At 70.3% G+C, this 23,101-nt stretch carries 20 protein-coding genes; 13 read left to right on the forward strand and 7 right to left on the reverse strand.

All coding sequences use genetic code 11. The features are described 5' to 3' along the window. The first annotated feature begins 4 nt into the window (after positions 1 to 4). From flgK to HALOF300_RS00870, 4 genes are read left to right on the forward strand one after another with little or no spacing between them, the layout of a single operon-like run. Positions 5 to 1,420, forward strand: coding sequence for a flagellar hook-associated protein FlgK (gene flgK, locus HALOF300_RS00855; RefSeq protein ID WP_156738758.1), 1,416 nt, complete (start codon positions 5 to 7; stop codon positions 1,418 to 1,420). A gap of 5 nt (positions 1,421 to 1,425) precedes the next feature. After that, entirely contained in the window at positions 1,426 to 2,307 is an 882-nt protein-coding gene (gene flgL / locus HALOF300_RS00860; RefSeq protein WP_156738759.1) for a flagellar hook-associated protein FlgL, read from the forward strand. Then, positions 2,304 to 2,684 (forward strand): flagellar assembly protein FliW, encoded by a 381-nt coding sequence (gene fliW / locus HALOF300_RS00865; RefSeq protein ID WP_156738760.1) that lies wholly within the window; start codon positions 2,304 to 2,306, stop codon positions 2,682 to 2,684. Before flgL ends, fliW begins: the two co-directional genes overlap by 4 nt. Beyond that, entirely contained in the window at positions 2,681 to 3,121 is a 441-nt protein-coding gene (locus HALOF300_RS00870) for a helix-turn-helix transcriptional regulator (protein WP_156738761.1), read from the forward strand. The genes fliW and HALOF300_RS00870 overlap by 4 nt, the downstream gene beginning before the upstream one ends. 15 nt (positions 3,122 to 3,136) lie before the next feature. On the opposite strand, the gene HALOF300_RS00875 is transcribed toward HALOF300_RS00870, so the two are convergent. The 3 genes from HALOF300_RS00875 to HALOF300_RS26830 all read right to left on the reverse strand — a co-directional run bounded on the left by HALOF300_RS00875 (position 3,137) and on the right by HALOF300_RS26830 (position 5,364). After that, complete coding sequence (locus HALOF300_RS00875; RefSeq protein WP_156738762.1) at positions 3,137 to 4,117, reverse strand: hypothetical protein; 981 nt, start codon at positions 4,115 to 4,117, stop codon at positions 3,137 to 3,139. Between the two features lie 4 nt (positions 4,118 to 4,121). Further along, positions 4,122 to 5,042, reverse strand: a complete 921-nt coding sequence (locus tag HALOF300_RS00880) for an LLM class F420-dependent oxidoreductase (RefSeq protein ID WP_156738763.1) — start codon at positions 5,040 to 5,042, stop codon at positions 4,122 to 4,124. A 142-nt stretch (positions 5,043 to 5,184) separates the two neighbouring features. Next, positions 5,185 to 5,364 (reverse strand): hypothetical protein, encoded by a 180-nt coding sequence (locus HALOF300_RS26830; protein WP_197522200.1) that lies wholly within the window; start codon positions 5,362 to 5,364, stop codon positions 5,185 to 5,187. A gap of 496 nt (positions 5,365 to 5,860) precedes the next feature. Here HALOF300_RS26830 and HALOF300_RS00890 point away from each other — a divergent pair, with 496 nt between their 5' ends. The 3 genes from HALOF300_RS00890 (at position 5,861) to HALOF300_RS00900 (ending at position 8,988) form a co-directional block, all read left to right on the forward strand. Then, positions 5,861 to 6,595, forward strand: coding sequence for an HAD family hydrolase (locus HALOF300_RS00890; RefSeq protein WP_156738764.1), 735 nt, complete (start codon positions 5,861 to 5,863; stop codon positions 6,593 to 6,595). A gap of 292 nt (positions 6,596 to 6,887) precedes the next feature. After that, positions 6,888 to 7,667 (forward strand): 6-phosphogluconolactonase, encoded by a 780-nt coding sequence (locus HALOF300_RS00895; RefSeq protein WP_197522201.1) that lies wholly within the window; start codon positions 6,888 to 6,890, stop codon positions 7,665 to 7,667. Between the two features lie 73 nt (positions 7,668 to 7,740). Then, a complete protein-coding gene (locus tag HALOF300_RS00900) occupies positions 7,741 to 8,988 on the forward strand; it encodes an N-acetylglucosamine-6-phosphate deacetylase (protein ID WP_156738766.1) in 1,248 nt (415 codons plus the stop codon). Positions 8,989 to 8,997: 9 nt separating this feature from the next. Here the strand turns inward: HALOF300_RS00900 and HALOF300_RS00905 are convergent, their stop codons facing one another. The 3 genes from HALOF300_RS00905 to HALOF300_RS00915 form a co-directional block, all read right to left on the reverse strand. Next, a complete protein-coding gene (locus tag HALOF300_RS00905; protein ID WP_156738767.1) occupies positions 8,998 to 9,831 on the reverse strand; it encodes a CPBP family intramembrane glutamic endopeptidase in 834 nt (277 codons plus the stop codon). 60 nt (positions 9,832 to 9,891) lie between these two features. Continuing rightward, positions 9,892 to 10,377, reverse strand: coding sequence for a hypothetical protein (locus HALOF300_RS00910; protein ID WP_156738768.1), 486 nt, complete (start codon positions 10,375 to 10,377; stop codon positions 9,892 to 9,894). A 63-nt stretch (positions 10,378 to 10,440) separates the two neighbouring features. Continuing rightward, a complete protein-coding gene (locus HALOF300_RS00915; protein WP_156738769.1) occupies positions 10,441 to 11,430 on the reverse strand; it encodes a LacI family DNA-binding transcriptional regulator in 990 nt (329 codons plus the stop codon). 248 nt (positions 11,431 to 11,678) lie between these two features. Here HALOF300_RS00915 and HALOF300_RS00920 point away from each other — a divergent pair, with 248 nt between their 5' ends. The 5 genes from HALOF300_RS00920 to HALOF300_RS00940 all read left to right on the forward strand — a co-directional run bounded on the left by HALOF300_RS00920 (position 11,679) and on the right by HALOF300_RS00940 (position 19,239). After that, positions 11,679 to 12,893, forward strand: coding sequence for a Gfo/Idh/MocA family protein (locus tag HALOF300_RS00920; protein ID WP_156738770.1), 1,215 nt, complete (start codon positions 11,679 to 11,681; stop codon positions 12,891 to 12,893). A 189-nt stretch (positions 12,894 to 13,082) separates the two neighbouring features. Further along, entirely contained in the window at positions 13,083 to 15,038 is a 1,956-nt protein-coding gene (locus tag HALOF300_RS00925) for an ABC transporter substrate-binding protein (protein ID WP_197522202.1), read from the forward strand. A gap of 103 nt (positions 15,039 to 15,141) precedes the next feature. Continuing rightward, entirely contained in the window at positions 15,142 to 16,134 is a 993-nt protein-coding gene (locus HALOF300_RS00930; RefSeq protein WP_156738772.1) for an ABC transporter permease, read from the forward strand. A 4-nt stretch (positions 16,135 to 16,138) separates the two neighbouring features. Further along, on the forward strand, positions 16,139 to 17,320 hold the full coding sequence (locus tag HALOF300_RS00935) for an ABC transporter permease (RefSeq protein WP_156738773.1): 1,182 nt from the start codon (positions 16,139 to 16,141) through the stop codon (positions 17,318 to 17,320). Beyond that, positions 17,320 to 19,239: an ABC transporter ATP-binding protein gene (locus HALOF300_RS00940; RefSeq protein WP_156738774.1), complete on the forward strand. Its 1,920-nt coding sequence runs from the start codon at positions 17,320 to 17,322 to the stop codon at positions 19,237 to 19,239. The genes HALOF300_RS00935 and HALOF300_RS00940 overlap by 1 nt, the downstream gene beginning before the upstream one ends. Before the next feature lie 105 nt (positions 19,240 to 19,344). On the opposite strand, the gene HALOF300_RS00945 is transcribed toward HALOF300_RS00940, so the two are convergent. Then, positions 19,345 to 21,477, reverse strand: a complete 2,133-nt coding sequence (locus tag HALOF300_RS00945; RefSeq protein WP_156738775.1) for a dienelactone hydrolase family protein — start codon at positions 21,475 to 21,477, stop codon at positions 19,345 to 19,347. 111 nt (positions 21,478 to 21,588) lie between these two features. Between HALOF300_RS00945 and HALOF300_RS00950 the strand changes: the two genes are divergently transcribed. Further along, positions 21,589 to 23,076: a Gfo/Idh/MocA family oxidoreductase gene (locus HALOF300_RS00950; protein ID WP_156738776.1), complete on the forward strand. Its 1,488-nt coding sequence runs from the start codon at positions 21,589 to 21,591 to the stop codon at positions 23,074 to 23,076. Positions 23,077 to 23,101 lie beyond the last annotated feature (25 nt).

Below are 23,101 nucleotides of genomic sequence, written 5' to 3' on the forward strand. Positions count from 1 at the left end.
CACGATGAGCACCTTCGCCGGACTGAACACGGCCTATCTCGGCGTCACGGCCCAGCGCCGTGCCCTCGATGTGGTGGCCCAGAACGTGGCCAACCTCAACACCGTCGGATACACCCGCCAGCGGGTGGAACTCTCGGGCATCGGCTCGCCGGCCGTGCTCGGCCTGTTCGCCGGCAGTCCGGAACCCGGACGCGGTGTCCGCGTGGACGGCGTCACCCGGCTCGGCGACGCCTACCTCGACGCCCGGGTCCGCGGCACCGCCTCGACGCACGGCTTCAGCGCCGTCCGGGCCGCCGCGCTCGCGACCCTGGAGGAGTCCCTGCGCGAGCCGGGGGAGAACGGGCTCGCGGCCAAGCTCGACGACTTCTGGGCGTCCTGGTCCGACCTGGCCAACCGCCCCGGTGAGAGAGCGCCCGAGGCCGTCGTCCTGGAGACGGCCGCCGCCGTGGCCGTCACGGTCAACCAGGGCTACGCCGAGGTGGACGCGCAATGGGGCCGGGCCCGCGCGCAGGCCGACGCACTCGTCGGCGAACTGAACACGGCCGCCGCGCAGGTGGCGGATCTGAACGCGCGGATCCGGTCCACGGCCGCAGCCGGGGGATCGGTGAACGAGCTCGTCGACCAACGCTCGAACCTGACCAGCACCATCGCCGCGCTCGCCGGTGGGGAGGTGCGCCAGCGCGAGGACGGCACCGTGGACGTCCTGGTCGGCGGCAATCCCCTGGTCTCCGGCACCACGCACAACCCGGTCCAGGTGGCCGGTGCGAGTCGGTTGGCTGAGGCCTCCTCCGATCCCGTACGTGTGGAGTGGGCCCACCGGCCGGGTGCACCCGCGGGACTCGGCGGGGGCGAGCTCGCGGGGACCATTTCGCTCCTGGCTCCCGCCGACGGCAACGGCACCGGCGGTGTACTGGCCGAGGCGGCCGCCTCCTACAACGCCTTCGCCACGGACCTTGCCGCGAAGGTGAATGCCGTGCACGCCGCCGGCCTGACCGTCGACGGCGTCGCGGCCGGCGACTTCTTCGGCCTCGCCGCAGGCGTTCCGGCCGCTGCCGGCCTGCGGGTGGTCGCCACCGCACTGGCGACCGGCGCACCCGGTGCCGGCGGCCAGGACGGCTCGGTGGCCGACGCGATCGCGCAGATCGGATCCGGGCCGCAGGCGCCGGACGAGCTCTGGGCCACCTTCGTCAGTGAGACCGGCGTCCGCGCCCGTGGTGACGCCCAGAGCGCCGCCCTGGCGGCGCTCGCGGCGGGTTCCGCACTGGATCAGCAGCTGGGCACCGCAGGTGTCGACCTCGATGAGGAGACCATGAACATGATGACCTTCCAACGTGCCTATGAGGGTTCCGCGCGGGTGATGACGGCGATCGACGAGATGCTCGACACCCTCATCAACCGAACCGGAATCGTCGGGAGGTGATGGCCATGATCACCCGAGTCACCCACCAGATGACCGCACGCACCGCGGCGCAGAACCTCCAGGCTTCGCTGGCCCAGTTGAACCGGCTCACCGACCAGGCGACCAGCAACACCCGGATCACGCGCCCGTCCGACGATCCGAGCGGCACGGCGGAATCCCTGCGCCTGCGGGGGGAGCAGCGCCTCGCGCAGCAGCACACCCGCAACGCCCAGGACGGCCTCGGTTGGCTGACCACGGCCGACACCGCCATCCAGGCCGGCCTCGACCTGATCGGGCGCGCGCAGGACCTGACCATCCAGGGGGCCAACGGGGCGATGTCCCCGGCCGGCCGGGAGGCGCTCGCCGTCGAGATCGATGGCATCCGGGAGGCGCTGCTCGTGCAGGCGAACTCCACCTTCGGCGGGCGATCGGTATTCGCGGGGACCTCCGATGCCGGGATGGCGTTCGGCCCGGACGGCACCTACGTGGGCGTCCCGGGTGCCACGGTGCACAGGCGGGTCGGTCCGGACGAGTCGGTCCGGGTCGACGCCGACGGTGCGGCCGTGTTCGGTTCGGGACCGGGATCGGTCTTCGCCCTGATGGCGGACATCGCCGCGGACCTTCGCTCGGGTGCCGACGTGTCCCCCCGGATCGACGCGATCGACGAGCGCCGGCAGGAGATGCTCGGCGAACTCGCGGGCGTCGGCACCCGCTACAACCGGTTGGAGGTGGCCCAGGTGGCCACGCAGGAACGTATGGGAGGGTTGGAGAGCCGACTCTCCGCAGTCGAGGATGTGGACATGGCCAGGATGATCATCGACCTGAAGTCCGCCGAGGTCGCCTATCAGGGTGCCCTCGGCGTCACGGCTCGGGTACTCCAGAACAGCCTGCTGGACTTCCTGCGATGAGCACGGTCTCCTTCCTCACGCCGCCCCCCGGGCTGGCCCCGCATGCCCGGTTCGAGCTGACACCGGTGCCCGGAGTCACCGGCCTGCTGACGCTGACCGCCGCAGACGACGGCCCGCGGCTGTTCCTCGTCGACGCTCCGACGCAACTGCCCGGCTACGCCCCGGTCCTCTCCGCCGAGCAGGGCACCCGGCTCGGCCTGGCCCACGCCGACGACGCCTGGGTCTTCGTGGTCGCCAACCCTTCGGGTGAGATCACCACCGTCAACCTGATGGCACCAGTGATCGTGCACCGCAGCAGCGGTGCCGCCCTCCAGGTGATCCTGGAGAACCAGGACTGGCCGTTGCAGCACCCCCTCGGTGAACCGGTGAGCAGGTGAGCGCTCCCGATCCGGTCGACCCCGTTCCGGACGACGCAACACCGGCGGACCCCGACCGGGACCGGCACGAACCGGCTACGCGAGTGACCCCGGCGCTGCCCGGGTACCTCGGCCTGCGCGAGATCGCAGCCCTGGCCGCGATCGCCGTCGGAACGCTGCGCTCGTACCGTCGGGACTCGTCGTCGGGCTTCCCCGAGCCCACCTGGCGGGCCGGGGCGACCCCGCTCTGGCGGGTGGAGGACGTACGGCAGTGGCTCGCTGCCCGTCCGTTCTCCTCGACCATGACCCGGGCCCTGCCCGATGGCTCGATCGAGGTCGTGCGCGCCTCCGACTACGCCGCCCGCCGGGCCGCCGGCCGCGTCGGCAGGGCGCGCCGGCGCCATCTCCGCGAGCCACACGTGCGCGGAGCGGTGGCCGCGCTGGAGACCGGCGACTGACGCCCGCGGCATCCTTCAGTCGATGAGCCGGGCCTGCGGCACGAGCGCGGACAGGTCCCGCAGGGCCACGTCGCCGGCCGGCCCGTTCACGAACACGCGGACCGGGATCCTGGTCGAGGAATAGACCTCCTCGAACGCCTCCCGCAGCGCCCGAGGGGAGCGCGACAGGCCCCACTCCACGGTCTCGTCGGTCGAACGCAGGAAGTCGGCGAACAGGGGGTCCGACGTCCAGAGCTCGCACTCCGCTCCGGACGTGTCCAGGGCCAGGCGCACCACGGAGGAGATCGCCCGCCGCTGCCGCACGGTGTTGCTCGAGGTGAGTGGGCCGATGACGAACTGCGCGCGCCGGTGCGTGGTCGTCAGGTCGAAACCAGGACGTGCCCGGCCGGTCAGGTTGGGGGGTTCGAGGATCCGTTCTCCGTCACGGAGCATCCGTTGGAGGCCGAGCGCGACCGCCGTCGCCGTGCTCACCGCGGACAGTCGGTCCGCACGCCTGCGGGCGAGGGTGGCGTACTCGATCAGCTCGGCGGCCGCGTCCGGATCGGAGACCAGCGACGCCGCCACGCGCCGGGCGTCACCGTCGGAGGACTCGGGGGCGGCCGCCGTCGTGCCGGACAGCGCGCGCTCCCAGTCGTCCACGAACCGGCCGAGGGACGGTGTCACCAGCGCCCTCGCGAGGTTCTGCCAGGCGAGTCCGGCGGCGGCCGTGACGTCCTCCGGTCGTCGGGTGGTCGGCGCGCTCTGACGCCGCGTCCGACCGGTCGCGGGGGAGGAGACCTGGAACCCCAGCTGTTGGAAGATCCGCCGCGCGGTATCCGTGGTGAAGTCGGCTCGGTAGAGCCCGATGCTCAACTCCAGCGCCTGCTTCACCGGCCAGTGCAGACCAGCCACCGCGACCCAATGGAGCTGGACCCGCGCGGGTCGGTGCCCCGCGAGCGACTCGCGCACGCTCTCCTGCGTGAGGTGGTGTGATCGACCCTTGATCGTGAAGCGCATGGCATCAACCCACGTGCGGCGCGATCTCGCGTGCGACCAGATCCAGATGGTCAAGATCGTGCAGATCCATCACCTGCAGGTAGACCCGCTCCACCCCGGACTCACGCAGGCCGGCGAGGCGATCCGTGGCCTCGGCCACGGTGCCGGCGATGCCGTGCTCACGCAGCTCCGCGCCCTCGCGGCCGATGGCGGCGGCGCGGCGGGTGAACTCCGCCTCGTTCGCGCCCACGCACAGGACATGCGCGGCCGAGTAGGTCAGCGAGTCCGGGTCCCGGCCGGCCTCGGTGCACGCGGCCCGGACGCGGTCCAGCTTGGGTGCGACCTGGTCGAACTCGGCGAATCCGAGGTTGAACTCGGACGCGAACCTCGCCGCCAGCGCCGGCGTGCGCTTGGGGCCCTGTCCGCCGATGATCACCGGGATTGACGCCTGCACCGGCTTCGGCAGGGCGGGTGCGTCGTTCAGCTGGTAGTGCTGACCCGTGAACGAGAACGTCTCGCCGACCGGCGTCCGCCACAGGCCGGTGATGATCTCCAGTTGCTCCTCGAGGAGCCCGAACCGCTTCGCCGGGAACGGGATGCCGTACGCGGTGTGCTCGGCCTCGAACCAGCCCGAGCCCAGGCCCAGTTCCACGCGGCCGCCGGACATCTGGTCCACCTGGGCCACCTGGATGGCGAGCACGCCGGGGAGCCGGAACGTGGCGGAGGAGACGAGCGTGCCGAGCCGGATCCGGGACGTCTCCCGGGCCAGGCCGGCGAGTGTGGTCCACGCGTCGCTGGGCCCGGGCAGGCCGTCGCCGCCCATCGTCAGGTAGTGGTCGGAGCGGAAGAAGGCGTCGAAGCCGAGTTCCTCGGTGGCCTTGGCGACGGCGAGGAGGTCGTCGTAGGTGGCGCCTTGTTGGGGTTCGGTGAAGATGCGCAGTTGCATGGGTCCACCCTGCCACGACCGGTCCGCCGGTGGCCGCGACGCCTCTCGCGCCCGGCCGGTCTGTGCGAGCACTCGTCCCGCTCCGATCAGCTGACGAGCGGCTCGCCCGTCTCGAGCAGGGTCTTCAGCCCGGACAGCACCATCATCCACCCCTCGCCGCGGACACTCTCGGCCGTGCGGGCGCACCCTCGAGCCGGTCATGGGTGACTGTCAGCATCGCCTCCCAGATCGCCTCCGGGGTCGCCTTGATGAACACGTGATAGATCTGCGTGGCGATGGCGGCGACGAGGTTCGCGTCCTCGAGGACCTTCAGGTGCTTCATGACACCGAACCTGGTCATCTCGACGTGCGACTCGAGGTCGGCCAGCGTACGACCGTTGCGGGCGAACAATCGCTATGCCGGGCGACTCCGAGCCGGGCGGTCCAGGTTCTGACCTAGTACCGGAGGCGATGAGATCGCTGGTCCGTGCGTCCGAACTCGAGCCCGCGCGTACTACGCGGTGAGCGGTGCGCGGCATTCGGGCATGAAGAAGCCCCGCGGTTCCCGACGTGGTGTCGGGGTGCCGCACTGGACGAAGGTGCGGCCCCGCAGGGCTCCGGTGGCTGCCGTGGTCTCGCTAGCGCTCGCGCGCCGTGGAGACGGCATGCCGTCCGTTCACTTTGACGAGCGGCTAGCGGACAGCCACCTCACGAGTCCCAAGATTCTTCACGTCTCGGACCACCTCCTTTCGCGTGTGCGGCCAATCTACGTCTGTCGTCGCCACACGCCAAGGTATTTCCGATGCAAATCTCGCAGCGCCGCTGCCTACACTCGAGCAATGCCGCAGATCCGCATGGTCGCCTTCGACGCCGATGACACGCTCTGGCGTAGCGAGGACTACTTCGACGCAGCCCAGGCGGAGTTCGAGCGCATCGTCGCGCCGCACGTGAGCGGCCCCGGCGCGCTCGAACGGCTTGCCGCCATCGAACGGGCGAACCTGGCCGTCTTCGGCTACGGCGTCAAGGGCATGGCGCTGTCCATGGTCGAGGCCGCCATCGAGGTCACCGAACAGCGGATCGGCGCGGCCGACCTGCATCGGATCGTCGTCCTCAGCAAGGAGATGCTGGCGCACCCGGTCGAGCTCCTGCCGGGGATCCGGGCCGCGGTCGAGGAGATCGCCGCGGTCCACCCGATCGTCATGATCACCAAGGGCGACCTGTTCCACCAGGAGGCCAAGGTCCGGGACTCCGGCCTCGGCGACCTGTTCCGGCGCATCGAGACCGTGAGCGAGAAGGACGCGGCCACCTACGCGCGGCTGTTGTCCGAGTTCGACGCGGGGGCGTCGGAGTTCGTGATGATCGGGAACTCGCTGCGCTCGGACATCGCACCGGTGCTTGCGCTCGGCGGCTGGGGCGTGCACGTCCCCTATCACCTCACCTGGGCCCACGAGCTCGAGGCGGAGATCCCGACGGCGCACGCCCGCCGCCTCTATACGGTCGCCGAGGCGTCCGAGCTCCCGACGGCGGTGCGCGCCATCGTCGAGGCGGCGTCTCCTGAGTCCGTGGGCGCCTGAGGCGAACCGCGCGCGGGTGCGGGCGCTGACGGCACCAGTGGGGGTGGGGACGCTCGTCGCCTGACGGGACCACCGCCGTCGCGACCCGTGCCACCCGACGGCACCACCGCCGTCGGGCTCCCGTTCCAGCCAGGACCGCAAGCGGTCCTGCACGTCCACGATCGACACTCGAGGCTCCGTGCAATTCCTCGACAATCGCGTAATGCACGCGGTTGCGGTACGGTTGCAATTCGTTGCGGCGGGGCTGGTCCCCGCCGCCGATCCAACCAAGTTGAAGCGCAGGAGGAGTCAAGTGTCGGAGCCGATCCAGCAGTTCGTCGCCGGGGAGCTACCCGTTGCGGTGTACGCCTCGGAGGCCGAGATGGGGGCCGCCGCGGCCGCCAGCGCCGCCCAGGTCATCCGCGACACCGTCGCCGCCAAGGGGCACGCACGGGTGGTCATCGCGACGGGAAACTCCCAGTTCGCGTTCGTCGAGGCGCTCAAGGACCAGGACGTCCCCTGGAGCGACGTGACCGCGTTCCACATGGACGAGTACGTCGGCATCGACGAGAACCACACCGCGAGCTTCCGCCGCTGGATCCGGGAGCGCATCGAGGAGCCCTTCGCGCCGGCGAAGGTGGAGTACATCATCGGCGATGCGCCCGACCCGCAGGCGGCTGCCGACGCCTACGAGGGCCTGCTCCGCGAGGCCCCGCTCGACCTGGTCTGCATGGGCATCGGAGAGAACGGCCACCTCGCCTTCAACGAGCCGTTCGACGCCGACTTCGACGACGAGCGCTGGACCCGGATCATCACGCTGACCTCGGAGTCCGTGTTGCAGCAGGTCGGCGAGGGACACTTCCCGGACGAGGCCGCCACCCCGAGGACGGCCATCTCGATGACCATCCCCGCGCTGCTGTCCGCGACGCACGTCCAGGTCTGCGCACCCGAGGCCCGCAAGGCCAGGGCCGTGGCCCGCGCGCTGTCGGAGGACGTCAGCACGGCCTGCCCCGCCACCAAGCTGCGCGAGTCCCCGAACGCGCGGCTCTTCCTTGAGCCGGCATCCGCGTCCCTGCTCCCCGCGCAGGCCTGAGCACGGCCAGGACCCCGGCCCGGCCCCGCGGGGGTGGGGCCGGGCCGGTCGGGCGGCCGGGTAGGTTCGGATCATGACGTTCGGAGCCGGCAGAGCGGGGCACGAGATGGTCGAGCGGGTACTGCTCACGTCCGGCCGGGTGATCGCCGGGGGCGCGCTGCTCGACGGCGCCTGCGTCCTTATCGAGGGAACACGGGTCGCGGACGTGCTCACGTCCGCGCCGACGCCCGCGCTGCTGGAGTCCGCACGGGTCCTGGACGTCGGTGGGCGGATCGTCGCACCCGGCCTCATCGACCTGCACATCCACGGCGCCGCGGGCCACTCCTTCGAGGAGGCGGCGCTGGGCGGCGACGTCTCGGCGGCCGCGCCCACCGACGACGCGGTCCCCGCGATCCTGCGGCACCTGGCATCGGTCGGCGTGACCGCCACCCAGGCCTCGCTCGCCTCCGACCGCATCGGCGTGATGGCCGGCAAGGTCCGGGCCCTGCACGCCTGGCGTGATCGCGGCGTCGCCGGCGGCGCGGACCTGCTCGGCATCCACCTCGAGGGCCCGTTCCTCGCCGAGGCCCAGGCCGGCGCCCATGAGCCGAGCAAGCTGCGTGCGCCCGCCGCGGCGGACGTGGCGCGGTTGAGCGCGCTCGCCCCCGCGATGGTGACGCTCGCGCCGGAGCTACCGGGCGCCGTCGACGCGATCAGGGCGTTCGTCGCCGCCGGCACCGTGGTGGCCGCCGGGCACAGCGAGGCGACGGGGCCGGCGCTGGCCGCCGCTGTCGAGGCCGGCCTGACTCACGTCACCCACCTGTGGAGCGGGCAGTCCAGCACCACGCGCAGCGGCCCGTGGCGGGTGCCCGGACTGCTCGAGGCCTCCCTGTCCTCGGACACCCTCACCGCGGAGGTGATCGCCGACGGCAAGCACCTGCCGCCCGCGCTCCTCGAGATCGCGCGCCGCTGCCTCGGCGAGCGACTGGTCGTGGTCTCCGACGCGACCCAGGGCGCCGGCATGCCCGAGGGGTACACCTACGGGCTCGCGGACGTCCGCTGCGAGGTGCGCGACGGGGTCGGCGTGGTCATCGGCGCCGACGCGTTCGGTGGCAGCACCACCACCCTCGCCGCGATGCTGGCCCACCTGCACGTGGACCTCGGCTGGCCGTTGCTCGAAGTGCTCGCGATGGGCTCCTCACGCCCTGCCCGGGTGGCGGGCGTGGCCGATCGCAAGGGTGCGCTCACGCCCGGTCATGACGCGGACGTGGTCGTCCTCTCCGACGACCTGGTCCCGTGGCGCACGTTCGTGCGCGGGCACGAGGTCGCTGCGCCTCGGTGACGTGCGTCGTCACGAGGGACGCGGCGCGACCTTGCCCTTCACGAGGACGATCGCGACGATCGCGAACAGCGGGTAGATGACGTTGAAGACGCCGGCGATCCCGATGAGACCGGCCGAGCCTGCGGCGGACGTGGCCTGGTCGATGCCACCCGTGGCCAGGGCCGTCGTCGGGTCGGTGGCCGCGTGCAACAACATCGGCCAGACGAGCGACCCCGTCACGCGCAGCACGAGGTACATCATGACGCCGAAGCCGAACGCGTACACGACGGTGAGCAGCACCGTGAGCGGTGCTTGCCCTTCGAGGATGTTCGCGGAGTGCAGCAGAGCGAAGAGGGCCGACGAGACCACCATGACGAGCTTCTCGCCGTAGCCGGCTCTGCGTAGGAGCGTGACGGCGATGCCGCGGGTCAGGAGTTCCTCCGCGAACCCGACGCACAGCCCCATGAACAGGGTTGCCGCAACGACACCCACCGAGAGTGCCGCCCAGTCGGTGCCGAAGAGACGAAGCACGATCGGGATGGCGACGAGCGCGACGGCGATCCACATCCAGCGCCGCCCCGCGATCGGCTGAGGGCCGAAGAGGTCACCCAGCCAGCCGAGGGAGATCGCGAAAGCCAGCAGGAGCAGGCCCCCGATCAGGATCGGGAGAGCCACTGCGAAGAACACACTGCCCGCCGTGCCGAAGACATCCTCGGGGTCGATGAACTCCGCGAAGACCGTGCTGGTGACCACACTCGTGCCCAGGTAGAGCAACAGGTAGACCGCGGCGACGAGCAGGGCTCGCCACCATCCGCCCTTGTTCCAGAAGGCGCGCCACGCATCCTCGGCGACCAGGTCCGTCACGAGGACTCCTCTTCCGTCGTGCCCGGGCTGCGGGCTGGTGACCCCGTCGGGGCGGCAGGCTCAGCCGAGGGCGTCGGCGATGAGGACGACCACCACGATCACGATGACGAGTGCCACCGCGCCGCCCACCGCCCAGAGCCACACCTTTCCCGCGCCCGTGTGCTTGGCGTTCACACCGAACGCCGCGAGCCGGTCGGTCCACCACTGGGGTCCCGGGATGCCCTGCTGCATGACGCGGGCGTTGTACTGCTCGACGGACTCCCACGGCTGCGGGCTGATCACCGCATCCTCGATCATGATCCGGAACTTCTGCCCGGACACGGTCCTGAGGGTGAGGGTGGACTGCTGGGAGCCGTAGACGCCGCCCACGTAGGACGCCTTCGCGACCTCCTGGGGAGCGAAGTCGGCCATGACCTGCTCCTGAGGGCTCTCGAGGTCGATGATCCGGAGCCGGTCCTGCCGGGTCCACTCCAGGCGCACCTTCCTCGTCTGGAAGACCGTCGCCCCGGTGAGCATGGTCGTGTTCAGGCGCAGGTCGGCGGCCATGGGGGCAGGCTGGTTCATCGGTGTGGCTTCCGCTCGTGGAGGGTGCAGGGCTTCGGCCGGATTCTACGGGGCGGGTGCCGGTGCCGTGCTGCCGCGGATGATGAGCCGGGTCTCGAGTTGGACGACAGGTTTCGGAGCGTCGTCCGGGTGGTCCACCAGGTCCAGGACGAGGTCGACGGCGGTCGCCCCGGCCCGCGTGCCCGGCACGTGGATCGAGGTGAGGGTCGGGTAGGCCATGCCGGACATCGGGCTGTCGTCGATGCCGATCACCGAGATGTCCGACCCGACGCGCACCCCGCGCTCGGTCAGACGGGCCATCAGGCCCATGGCGATCATGTCGTCGTAGGCGATCACCGCGGTGATGTCGCGGCTGTGCACGAGGTCCGCCGCGCGCACCCCGGCCTGGATCTGCGGCTCGAAGGGACCGAACTCGACCAGTTCGAGGTTCAGCTCGGCGCAGGCGGCGCGCATCGCCGCCTGGCGCTGGGAGTTCGACCACGATCGCCGGGGGCCGTTCAGGTAGCAGATCCGCTTGTGCCCGAGCGAGGCGAGGTGTTCCACGGCCTCCTGGATGCCCTCGGACGCCTCGATGATCACGCTCGCCGCGCCGTCGACCTTGCGGTTCACGAACACGATCGGCTGCAGTGCGGCCAGCTCGGGAAGGGACTCCACCGGGGTCCGCGGGGAGACCACGATCAGCCCGTCGACCCGCTTGCGCATCACCCGGGCCCGCTGGATCTCATCGGCCGGGTGCTCGTCGACGTCGGAGATCAGCACCGTCTTGCCCCTGGCGCTGGCCCGGCTCTGCACCGCCTTGATGATCGGCGGGAAGAACGGGTTGGCGATGTCCGGGACGATCAGCCCGATCAGGTCGCTGCGGCCCGAGGTGAGCGAGCGCGCCACCTGATTCGGCTCGTAACCCATCTCCTGGGCCACGCGGCGAATCTTCTCGCGGGTGGCGTCGTTGACCTTCTCGGTGCCGGACAGGGCGCGGGAGACCGTGGAGGCGGACATGCCGACGGCTCGGGCGACGTCGGCGAGCGTGACGGCCATGGCTTCCTCTTCCTTCCGGCCCCGGGGCGGTGGCGAACCGGCCGCCCGGTGGGCGTCCACTACCGACTTCGGTGATGGATTTCCGTGTGGGTGCGCCGTCGATGGTTGTGCGAACGTGTGCGCAACGTGCGCCGATGCTACCGCACGGCGGTGGCGAGCGGACGATTGCCGGACCAAGGTTGCCACAAGTGACGCATGGTTGCCGCAACCGCTTGCGTCCCGTAACGTCCCTGGTCATGGAATCTCCGATGGCAACGCAGGCTCCGTCCGGCCCTGGCGCCGACGCCCATCTCAGGCTCGGACTCGTGGGCAACGGCAACCGCGGGGTGATCGCGCAGCGGGCCAGCATCGACGATGGCAACGCCACCGTGGTGGCCGTCTCGGACCCGCACCCCCGGGCGCAGGACCGGGCTCGTGAACGCTTCGGCGCGGACGTAGCGGTGGGCTCGGACCTGGGCGTGCTGCTCGGTGCGGACCTGGATGCCGCCTTCGTGACCTCGCTCGACCACCAGCACGCCGACCACGTGGTCGCGCTGCTCGAGGCCGGCGTCGACGTCTTCGTGGACAAGCCGATGGCCACCACGGTCGCGGACGCGGACCGGATGCTCGCGACCGCCCGCTCGACCGGATCGCGCCTGTATGTAGGTCACAACATGCGCCACATGCCCGTGATCAGGCTGATGAGGGACCTCGTCCTCCAGGGTCGGATCGGTCAGGTCAAGGCGGTCTGGTGCCGGTACTTCGTCGGCGACGGTGGGGACCGGTTCTTCAAGGACTGGCACGCCGAGCGCGCGAACGTGAACACGCTCCTGTTGCAGAAGGGTGCACACGACATCGACGTGATCCACTGGCTCGCCGGCGGGTACACGCGGCGAGTCAGTGCGATGGGCGGCCTCACCGTGTACGGGGACGTGACGTCCCGGACGGACCGGACCGGTCAGGTCGTCACCGAGTGGCTGGACCGGGAGAAGAACTGGCCGCCGCTGGCCCAGGAGGGCCTGAATCCGGTGGTTGACGTCGAGGACATCTCGATGATGACCATGCGCCTGGACAACGGGGTGTTCGCCACCTACTCCGAATGCCATTACACGCCGGACTACTGGCGCAACTACACGATCATCGGCACCGAGGGCCGGATCGAGAACTTCGGGCTCGGGCATGACGGCGTGGTGCGCCTGTGGAACCGTCGCACCGAGTACAACGCCGAGGGCGATGAGCAGTTCCCCATCCCGGACGTCGAGGGCGGCCATCACGGCGCCGACCCGGCGCTGCTCGCCGAGTTCCTGGACTTCGTCCGCACCGGCGCCCCGACCGCGACCTCGCCCGTGGCCGCCCGGGAGGCGGTCGCGGCCGGCGCCACGGCGGCCGAGTCGATGCGTGGGGATTCGGGTGCGCTGGACGTACCCGAGCTGGATGCAGCGCTACGGACGTACTTCGAGAATGGCCAGCGTGACCCTGGCTGAATCTGTGCTGATGTTGCAGCAACCGCTTGCGGTCGCTAGGTTCAGATAACCCCCGTACCGTCCCGACGCCGCAGGGCGCACCGCGACATTCCCGGGCCGACGTGGCCGTCGGTGCCGGTCCCGCACCCCAGCGGTGCACCCAACATGAAGTCTGACCCACGGCGAGAGCCGCGAGCTGGAGGAATTTCAATGACGATGGAACACCGGAGCATCTCCCGCCGGTCCCTGCTCAAGTTCGGTGGCGGTGGCGCGGCCGCGATCGCCATCTTCGGACTCACCGCGTGTTCCGAGGACGAGGCGCCCAACCCGTTCGACGGCAACGGAGCGGACGTCAAGGAGTCACCCATGCTCACCGAGCGTGTCGACGCCGGTGAGCTCCCCGAACTTGCCGAGCGGCTGCCGGCGACGCCGATGGAGGTCGAGGTCATGGACGGGCCGGCCCAGTACGGCGGCACCCTGAACAGGGCCCAGACCGACGTCGGCGACGCCGGTGCCCTCACTGCCTTCGCGAGCGTTGGCCTGCTCGAGTGGAACTGGGACTCGGACGGATATCTGCCCAGCCTGGCCGAGGAGTTCACGAAGAACGAGACGAACACGGAGTTCACGTTCGTGCTTCGCGAAGGGCTGCGGTGGTCCGACGGCGAGCCCTTCACCTCCGCCGACCTGCAGTTCACCGTGGACGACGTGCTGCGCAATGAGACCACCATCCCGTCGGCCCCGTTCTGGTTCAGCGACGGTGACGCACGGCCCACGGTCGAGGTTCCGGACGAGCGCACCGTCATCTTCCGCTACACCCAGCCGTTCGCGCTGTTCGAGAAGTACATGTGCCACCCGGCCGTGAGCAACCAGTTCCTCAAGCCCAAGCACTACCTCGAGCAGTTCCACCCCACCTACACCGACCAGGCCGAGGTGGATGCGGCCACCGCGGCGGCCGGGTTCGACTCCTGGGACCAGTACTTCGGGGACCGGGACAACTGGTGGACGAACCCCGAACGCCCGGTTCTCGGCGCATACCAGGTGGTCAGTGCCGCGAACGCCCAGAGCGGCACCGCGAACCTCGAGCGCAACCCGTATTTCTGGAAGGTCGACCCGGACGGGCGACAGCTGCCCTTCATCGACCAGATCCAGGTACAGGTGCTCGCCCAGGACGCGCTCGACCTCCGCGCCGCCAACGGTGACCTCAACTTCCAGGGCAACTACCTCGGGTACAACTCGGCGCAGGTGTACCTGCAGAACGCCGCGGACCGGGGCTACGAGATGCTCCGGTGGAAGAACGACGCGACACTGCTCTCCCTGTGTCTGAACCTGTCCAGCACCGACGACGTGCTGCGTGAGCTGTTCCTCGAGGTGGACTTCCGGGCGGCGTTGTCCCACGCGATCGACCGCGAGGACCTGAACGCCACCCTCCTCGGTGGCCTCGGAGACGTCCGGCAGCCGCTCGCCACGGAGAACTCCGACTACTACGTCGAGGGAACGGGGCAGCGGTTCATCGAGTTCGACCTGGACACGGCCAACTCGCTCCTGGACGGGCTCGGGCTGACCCGCGGCGCGGACGGCGTCCGGCTGCGTCCGGACGGGCAGCCGCTGGCGCTCGTCGTGCTGTACGTGGACAGCACCGCCGGGGTGCCGACCGCGGACGCGTTCACGATGGTGCAGCGGTACTGGGGTGAGATCGGGGTGACGCTCAGCCTGCGGCCGGTTGACCCGACGCTCTATGCAGAACTGCGCAGCGCGAACGACTTCGACATCAGCGGCACCACCGTGCCCGGCGACGACTTCGACCTCGAACCGGTCTGGTTCATCCCGACCGGTGCCAACAGCCACAGCGGGCCGGCCTACGGCCAGTGGTACGCCTCGAACGGGGCAGAGGGCATGGAACCGCCGGCGGAGATCCTGGCGCTCATGGACAACTGGGACCTGCTCCGCGGTGCGGCCACGGACGAGGAGCGGCTCGACGCGGGCCGCGCCATCGTCACGCAGCATGACGAGAACGTGTACGCGATCGGACTGCTCGGCCTGCCGTTCCAGCCGGTCATCGTCACCAACGACGTGCGCGGAGTGCGCGACGACGAGCCGAAGCTGTCCTTCTACTACGGACGTGAGGGCATCACGAAGCCTGAGCAGATCTCGTTCCAGCCGGCGTGAACCGCGGGCGGCACGGTCGTCACCGGAGCCTCACTGCGGCTGACGGCCGTGCCCACCCTCGTGCAATGACTCACGACTTCGGACCGAGCGGAAGGAGGAAGCGATGCTGAGATTCACGATCCACCGGATCCTGCACGTGATCCCGACCCTGATCATCATCTCGGTGATCTCGTTCTTCATCATCCAGCTCCCGCCCGGGGACTTCCTGACCACGCAGGTGGCGGCGTTGGAAGCCCAGGGCGAGAGCATCGACCCGGCTCAGCTCGATGCCCTCCGGGTCCGGTACGGGATCGACGACCCGTTCTGGATCCAGTACTGGAAGTGGATCAGCAACATCCTGCTGCACGGTGACTTCGGTCTGTCCTTCCAGTTCCAGCGGCCGGTCATCGACCTGATCACCGAGCGCCTGCCGCTGACGATCCTGCTCGGGGTCGCCACACTGCTGTTCACCTGGGCGATCGCGCTGCCGGCCGGCATCTACTCGGCGATCAAGCAGCACTCAGCGGCGGACTACACGATCTCGGTGGTCGGCTTCATCGCCCTCGCGGTACCGAACTTCCTGGCTGCGCTGGTCCTCGCCTACATCGGCTTCGCCTACTTCGGTCAGAGCGTCGGCGGGCTGTTCTCGCCGGAGTACGTCAATGCTCCGTGGAGCCTGGCCAAGGTGGGGGACCTGCTCGAACACCTGTGGATCCCCGTGCTCGTCATCGGGCTGGCCGGCACCGCGGGCATCATCCGCACCATGCGCGCGAACATGCTGGACGAGCTGTACAAGCCGTACGTCACCACGGCCCGGGCGAAAGGGCTACCGGAGGGACGCAACATTCGCAAGTACCCGCTGCGAATCGCCCTGAACCCGTTCATCTCGACGGTCGGCTGGTCGATTCCGTCCATCTTCGACGGCGAGGTGATCGTGGCGACCGTGCTCGCCCTCGGCACCACCGGCCCGCTCCTGCTGGCCGCACTGAAATCCCAGGACATGTTCCTGGCCGGCGGGATCATCCTGATCATCGCCGTGCTCACCGTGGTGGGCACGTTGATCTCCGACCTGCTGCTGGCCGCCGTCGACCCGCGGGTCCGATTCGGGAAGGCGTGATCGGATGACCTCCCAGACCCAACTCCCCCCAGCCGCTCCCAAGCCGGCGGACCCGACCGGGACCGGGACGGCCGACAACCTCGACACCGAGACCGGTCGGAGCCGCTCCGAGGTCACCTCGGCACCGCAGTGGAAGCTCATCTGGTGGCGGTTCCGCCGGCACCGGCTCGCGATGATCGGGATGGTCATCCTGGTGATGCTCTACGTGGTCGCCCTCTTCGCGGGCTTCTTCGCGCCGTTCAACACGACCTCCTACAGCGGTCAGCACGCCTATCAGCCCCCGCAGATCCCGCACTTCTCGTTCTCCGAGGGCTTCTACGTGCACCCCACGACCGGCGCCACGGACCCGGAGACGCTCGCCCCGGTCTTCACCGAGGACACCTCACAGATGGTGCACCTCGGGTTCTTCGTCGAGGGTGACCCCTACCGGCTGCTCGGCGTCATCGACGCGAACGTCCACTTCTTCGGCCCCGAGGACCCGGGCGAGCGCTGGTACGCGCTCGGTGCGGACCGCGGCGGCGGCGACCTCCTCTCGAAGATCATCTACGGATCCCAGATCTCGCTGTCGATCGGGCTCGTGGGCGTGGCGATCTCGCTCCTGCTCGGCCTCATCCTCGGCGGCATCTCCGGATACTTCGGTGGTGCGGTGGACACGGTGCTGCAGCGGATCATCGAGCTGTTCATGTCCATCCCGACCCTGCCCCTTTGGCTGGGTCTCGCGGCTGCGGTGCCACCCCAGTGGGGGCCGATGCAGACGTACCTGATGATCACCGTCATCCTCTCGCTGGTGGGCTGGACATCGCTGGCCCGCGTGATCCGTGGTCGGCTGCTGCAGACTCGCGGCGAGGACTACGTACTGGCCGCCAGGCTGGACGGCGTCCCGACCGGCCGGATCATCTTCCGGCACATGCTGCCCTCGTTCTCCTCCCACATCATCGCCACCGTGTCGCTCGCCGTGCCCGCGATGATCCTGTCCGAGACGTCCTTGTCCTTCCTCGGCCTCGGCCTGAGGGCCCCCGCGGTCTCCTGGGGCGTGCTCCTGCAGAACGCGCAGAGCGTGAACGTCGTGGCGACCGCGCCCTGGCTGATCCTGCCCGGCGTGGCCGTAGTGCTGGCAGTGGTCGCGTTCAACTTCGTCGGTGACGGGCTCCGAGACTCCGCCGACCCGTACGGAAAGAGGTCCTGATGTTCTCCGCCCGTCGCCGTATCCGTGAGCGCGACCGCGCCGCCCAGACCGCACGACGCGGCCTGGCCGCCGCGACCGTCGACGCCGCCGAGCTCAGCGAGGCCGACGCGATCCTGGACATCCAGGGGCTGAAGACCACGTTCCACTCCGACGAGGGCACCGTGCATGCCGTCGACGACATCGACCTGGTGGTCCGGCGGGGCAGGACCACCTGCATCGTCGGGGAGTCCGGGTCCGGCAAGTCCGCCACGGCTCGTTCGATCCTGCAGGTGGTCGACAACCCGGGTCTGATCGAGGGCGGACGGATCCTGTTCCGCGCGGAGCCGAACGGGCCGGTGCGGGACCTGGCCGCGCTGAAGTCGCAGGGGGACGCGATCCGCTCCATCCGGGGTCGTGAGATCGGCATCATCTTCCAGGAGCCGATGTCAGCGCTGAGTCCCGTGCACACGATCGGCAACCAGATCAGCGAGGTCCTCGAGCTGCACAGCGACCTCAGCCCGGCGCAGATCCGCGAGCGGGTCATCGACGAGCTGAACAACGTGGGCATCCCCCGCGCGGACGAGCGCGTCGACGCCTTCACCTTCCAGCTCTCCGGAGGCATGCGCCAGCGCGCCATGATCGCGATGGCGCTGATCGCCCGGCCCGCGCTGCTGATCGCCGACGAGCCGACCACGGCCCTCGACGTCACCACGCAGGCACAGATCCTCGACCTGCTCGGCGAGCTCAAGTCCGAGCTGTCGATGACCATGATCTTCATCACCCACGACCTCGGCGTCGTCGCCGAGATCGCCGACGACGTGGTCGTGATGCGGCACGGCAAGGTGGTCGAGACCGGCCCGGTCGACCAGATCTTCCACGACCCGCAGCACGACTACACCAAGGAACTCCTGGCCAGCCTGCCGCAGCGGTCCGCGCCGCTCGGTGAGCCCGAGGACGATGGCGCGGACCGCCCGCGGGCGACGCCGCCGCCCGAGCCGGCCACCGCCGTCGAGGTGGTCTCGGACCCGGCCCGCACGCTCCGCCACGAGGAGGCGTCGGCGCGCTCGCTGCTGCGGATCCGGGACCTGCGGATGGAGTTCGACGCGGTCTCGGGGAACATGTTCGGGCGGCGCCGCAAGGAGAAGATCGTCGCCGTCAACGGCGTGGACCTGGACATCACGGAGGGGGCCACCCTCGGCCTGGTCGGCGAGTCCGGGTGCGGAAAGACGACCCTCGGCAGGTGCGTGATGCGGGCCTACGACCCCACCGGGGGTGAGCTGCTCTACGACGACGGTTCGGGCGCCGTCGACCTCGCGAGCCTTTCCCAGAAGCAGCTGCTGCCCTATCGGCGGCAGGTGCGCATGGTGTTCCAGGACCCGTACGGATCGCTGAACCCGCGGATGACCGTGCGCCAGGTGATCGGCGAGCCGTTGCGGGTGGCCGGCCTGGCGAAGGGCTCCGAACTGGATGACCGGGTCGAGGCGATGTTGGAGCGGGTCGGACTGAAGCGCTCGATGGCCAGCCGGTACCCGCACGCGTTCTCCGGTGGTGAGCGCCAGCGCATCGGCATCGCCCGAGCGCTGATCACGGCGCCGAAACTGGTCATCGCGGACGAGGCGGTCTCGGCCCTGGACGTCTCGGTCCGCACGCAGATCCTCGAACTCCTCGCCGACCTCCAGGACGAGCTCGGCCTGACGTATCTGTTCATCTCCCACGACCTGTCCGTGGTGGAGCGGATCTGCGACCGGGTCGCGGTGATGTACTACGGCAACCTGGTCGAGGAAGGACCGGCGGAGCGCCTGTTCGCGAACCCCCAGCACGGCTACACCCGAGCGCTCCTCTCGGCAGTGCCGGTCGCCGACCCCCGGCTGCGCGGTACCCGGGAGCGCATCGTCTACCGGCCCGACGAGGACGAGTCCGAGGAGGAGTCGGCCGCCTGAGCCGGTGCGCCGGCGGGGCCCGACTTCGACGGCGAGACCGCACCTCGTGGAGGCCGGTCTCGTGGCGAGCGTCCGGTCGCGATCGCAGGTTCGGTGCGCGCGCGGTCAGGCGGGGGCGCCAACGAGCCGTTCGCCGAGCGCCGCACGCAGGACCCGCAGGGGCGCGCGACGCGCCATCCCGGGTAGCACCCACTGCCAGCCGCCGCGGCCATCGTCGTAGCAGCGGGTCCGCATCAACCGGTCCGGCTCGACGACCTCGTCTCGCACGTGCACGGTGCGAACCCGTTCGTCGACGGCTGCCGCGAGCACGGCGAGGAAGGCGCCGGCACCCTCCCCGTGCAGGTGGACCGGGCTGCCGGTGGCAAGGCCCGGGTAGGTGCGAGCCAGGTGGGTATCGGTCAGGAGCATGTCGACGGCGCGGGTGACGTCGTGGACCCGGGCGGCGGTGAGGGAGTCGTCGAGCCAGAGCAGGTCGCAGAGGAGTTTGTAGGTCGAGCTCGCTTGGTCGGTGGGCGGCAGGCCGTCCCTGTCGTGCGGCGTCAGGGCGCCGTGCCCGCGCACGTCGAGAGCGAGGACGAGGTCGCGCGGATCGGCTCGTCGAGTGAGCGGGTGGTCGTCGGTCAATGCGCGCGTGCCCTCCTCGAGCAGGAGCACGTGCACGGCCCGCGTGCCGCCGGTCGGGGTCTGGTCGGCGGGTAGCAGGACCCCGGCACCCCAGAGGTCGGTCTCCGCCCGCCAGAGCCCGTGGGCGGTCCCCGACGGTCCAGGAAGCCAGCGGGCGTTGGGTCGGCCGGCCGGCCGGCGCCCGCCGGCGACCCGGTCCCGCAGCCAGGCCACCGCATCCGCCGGGGTCGGTTCGGGCAGCGCGTCGTAGGTGGCCAGGTTCAGGTCGTACAGGAACCGGGCGTCCGGGTGGTCGAGGGCGACCTGGCCCGATGGCGTGCAGGCCAACCGAGCGGGATCGAGCAGATCCGGTTCGGCGGCGCGGTCGGATCCGGCAGCCCGATCTGTCTCGGCGCCGGAGTCGGACGTGGTGGCCGAGGTGGCGCCACCCGGCGTGGCGAGGGCGACCCGGGCCGGCGGCGCCATCGGCGCCGTCGACCCCGGGCGTGCGGGAGCCGATCCCGGGGGTGCCGCCGATCCGGCGAGCGCCCAGCCGAAGAACTCGACGGCGGCGCTCGCCAGTTCCGGCGCGTAACGGTGGGTGCTGTGTGCGCGCGCGAGCCGCAGTGCGTCCGGTGCGCCGGACGCGTCGTAGGCTCGCTGGGCGAGAGCGACCGAGTCCAGCGTGCCCTCGATCGGGAAGAAGTCGAACTCGGCGGCGAGCACCGCCACGGGCCGTGGTGCCATGACGGCGAGGAGGTCCGCGTGGTCGACGCCGTTGCGGGTGCCGCCGAGCAGGACCTGTTCGGCGTCCTGACGTTGGCCGGTCCACAGGTAGGACGCCCGGCTGGTCAGGTAGGTGCCGACCGCGGCAGCCGCCAACCGTGGCTCGAGGGCCATCATGAGGGTGCACAGCATCCCGCCGCCGCTGTTGCCGGTGATGCCGATCCGAGCCGGATCGACCTCGGGCAGATGCGTGAGCAGGTCGATCGCCCGGCGCGCGTCGTGCACGAAGTAGCGAGCCGGGGACTCGCCGAGCCACCACGACTGGATCCCGGCGTAGGTGTGTTCCGTGGTCCCACCGGCGACGAGCGGGCTGCCGTCGGCGTCGAGGTAACCGAGCCGTTCCCCCTGTCCCCATGGGTCGATCGCGAGTACCACGAACCCGGCGTCCGCCAGTCGCCCGCACACGGCCTGGTACTCGGGATCAGCCTTGGCGAGGTTCGCGTGCCCGCAGACGAACAGCACCGCAGGGCCCGCGGCGTTCGGTCCCGACGACTCACGGGCAGACCCGGTGGCGACCGGCCGGTACAGGTTCGCCGTCACGGGCACGCCCGGAAGGGACTCCAGGATCAGCATGTCGACGGTGTGGTGGGCGGTCTCGATGCGTTCACCCCAGCTCACCGGCGGGCAGGTGCCGTCGCCGTCGGTGGTCACTTCCCCGCCGATCCCTGCCGCCACCGCGGCTCGGGTGGCCGCCTGGTGCGCGCGGACAAGATCGGGGGAGTCCGCCGCAAGCAGCCCGGCCCGACCCCCTGCCAGCGCCGTCTCGGTGCGAGCGGCCACGTGCCGGAGCAGATCGATCGAGACGTCCACGTAGCCGTCGAGGTTGACTCGGAAGCCGAGCGAGGGCAATGGCACTCCTTCGTGGGTGTCGCGGGCAGGGCCACGCGACGGTATCGTGCTCTGGATGCATGCGGTTGCTGCAATTGCAGCACAAGCCTACGACGATGTCAGGGAGATGTCATGAGCACGCCCCGGGAATACCCGAGCGATTCCGGTTCGAGTGGTCGGAACCCGGACGTCCGGGCCGCCGGACCGGTCGGCACCGCGGACCGTGCCGACCCCGGCGGACCGAGGCGACGCTACGCCGTCGTCGGCCTGTCGAACCGTGGCGTGGCCAGCTTCGTGCGACCACTCCTGGGCGTCTCCGTTGCCGGCCGTACGGATACCGACAACTCAGATGACTCGGCGCTCGGCTACGGCGCCAGCGCCGACGACTTCTCCGGTCACGGCGAACTCGTCGCGGTGCTGGACATCGACCGGGCTCGCGCGGACACGTTCGCGGCGACGATCCTGCCCCCGGGACACCCCGAGGTACCGATCTACGCACCGGAACAGTTCGACGACATGGTGCGTGACGTCCGCCCGGACGTGGTCATCGTGACCTCGCCCGACCACAGCCACGCCCGGTACATCGAGGCCGCGCTGGCCGCGGGCGTCGACGTGATCTCCGAGAAGCCGATGGTCGCCACCGCCGCCGACGCGGCCCGGGTGCTCGAGGCGGAGCGGGCCTCGGCGGGCACCGTGCGAGTCACCCACAATCTGCGCTATACGGCCCGGCACCGGCAGATCAAGAGGATGGTTCTGGCCGGGGCGATCGGACGGCCGCTGCACGTGAACCTCGATTACCACGTGGATATTCGGCACGGTGCGAGTTATTTCCTGCGTTGGAACCGGGAACGGGCGAACTCCGGTGGCCTGACCATCCACAAGTCGACCCACCACCTGGACCTCATCTCGTGGTGGCTGGCGGACGCCCCGAGCACCGTCTACGCCGTCGGCGGGCGGGACTACTACGGACCGCAGAGCCCGCACCGGCCCGAGGGGGCCGTAGCCGCACAGATGCGTGAACGCGACCCGTACTACCTCGCCCAACGCGGCAGCGGCACGTTCCACGACGGCGCCGACGAGGCCCGGCGCGGGCTGTTCGACCTGCCCTACGAGGTGCAGTACCCGGCAGGCAAGGACCTCTACCTCTACGACGACGAGATCGACATCGAGGACCACGTCGCGACCCTGCTGACGTTCGCGTCCGGTGCCACCGCGGCCTACGCCGTCGACTTCTCCTCACCGTGGGAGGGCTACCGGGCCACGCTGACCGGCACGCACGGCACCATCGAGGTGTTCACCGGCCGCACGCCCGCCGGCGAGGCGCTGCCCGGGTCCGGTCAGGTGACCCACCGCCCGTTGTTCGGACCGGCCGAGACGATCGACATCGAGAGCGTGTCCGGGGGGCACGACGGCGCGGACCCGCTGATGCGACGAGACCTGTTCGTGGGCCCGGACTCCGAGTCCGAGGCGCTACGCCTCGGGGCGTCCGCGCGCGAGGGCGCCTTGGCCGTGGCCGCCGGGGAAGGGATCTGGCGCTCCATCGCCGAGCGCAGGATCGTTGACGTCGCCGAACTCCTACAGATCCCCTCGGATCCCACACCCCACGCAACCCGACGGTGACGGCCGTGCTCGTCCCTGCCGGTCC

This window comes from Occultella aeris (assembly GCF_902703175.1).
Classification (GTDB): domain Bacteria; phylum Actinomycetota; class Actinomycetes; order Actinomycetales; family Beutenbergiaceae; genus Occultella; species Occultella aeris.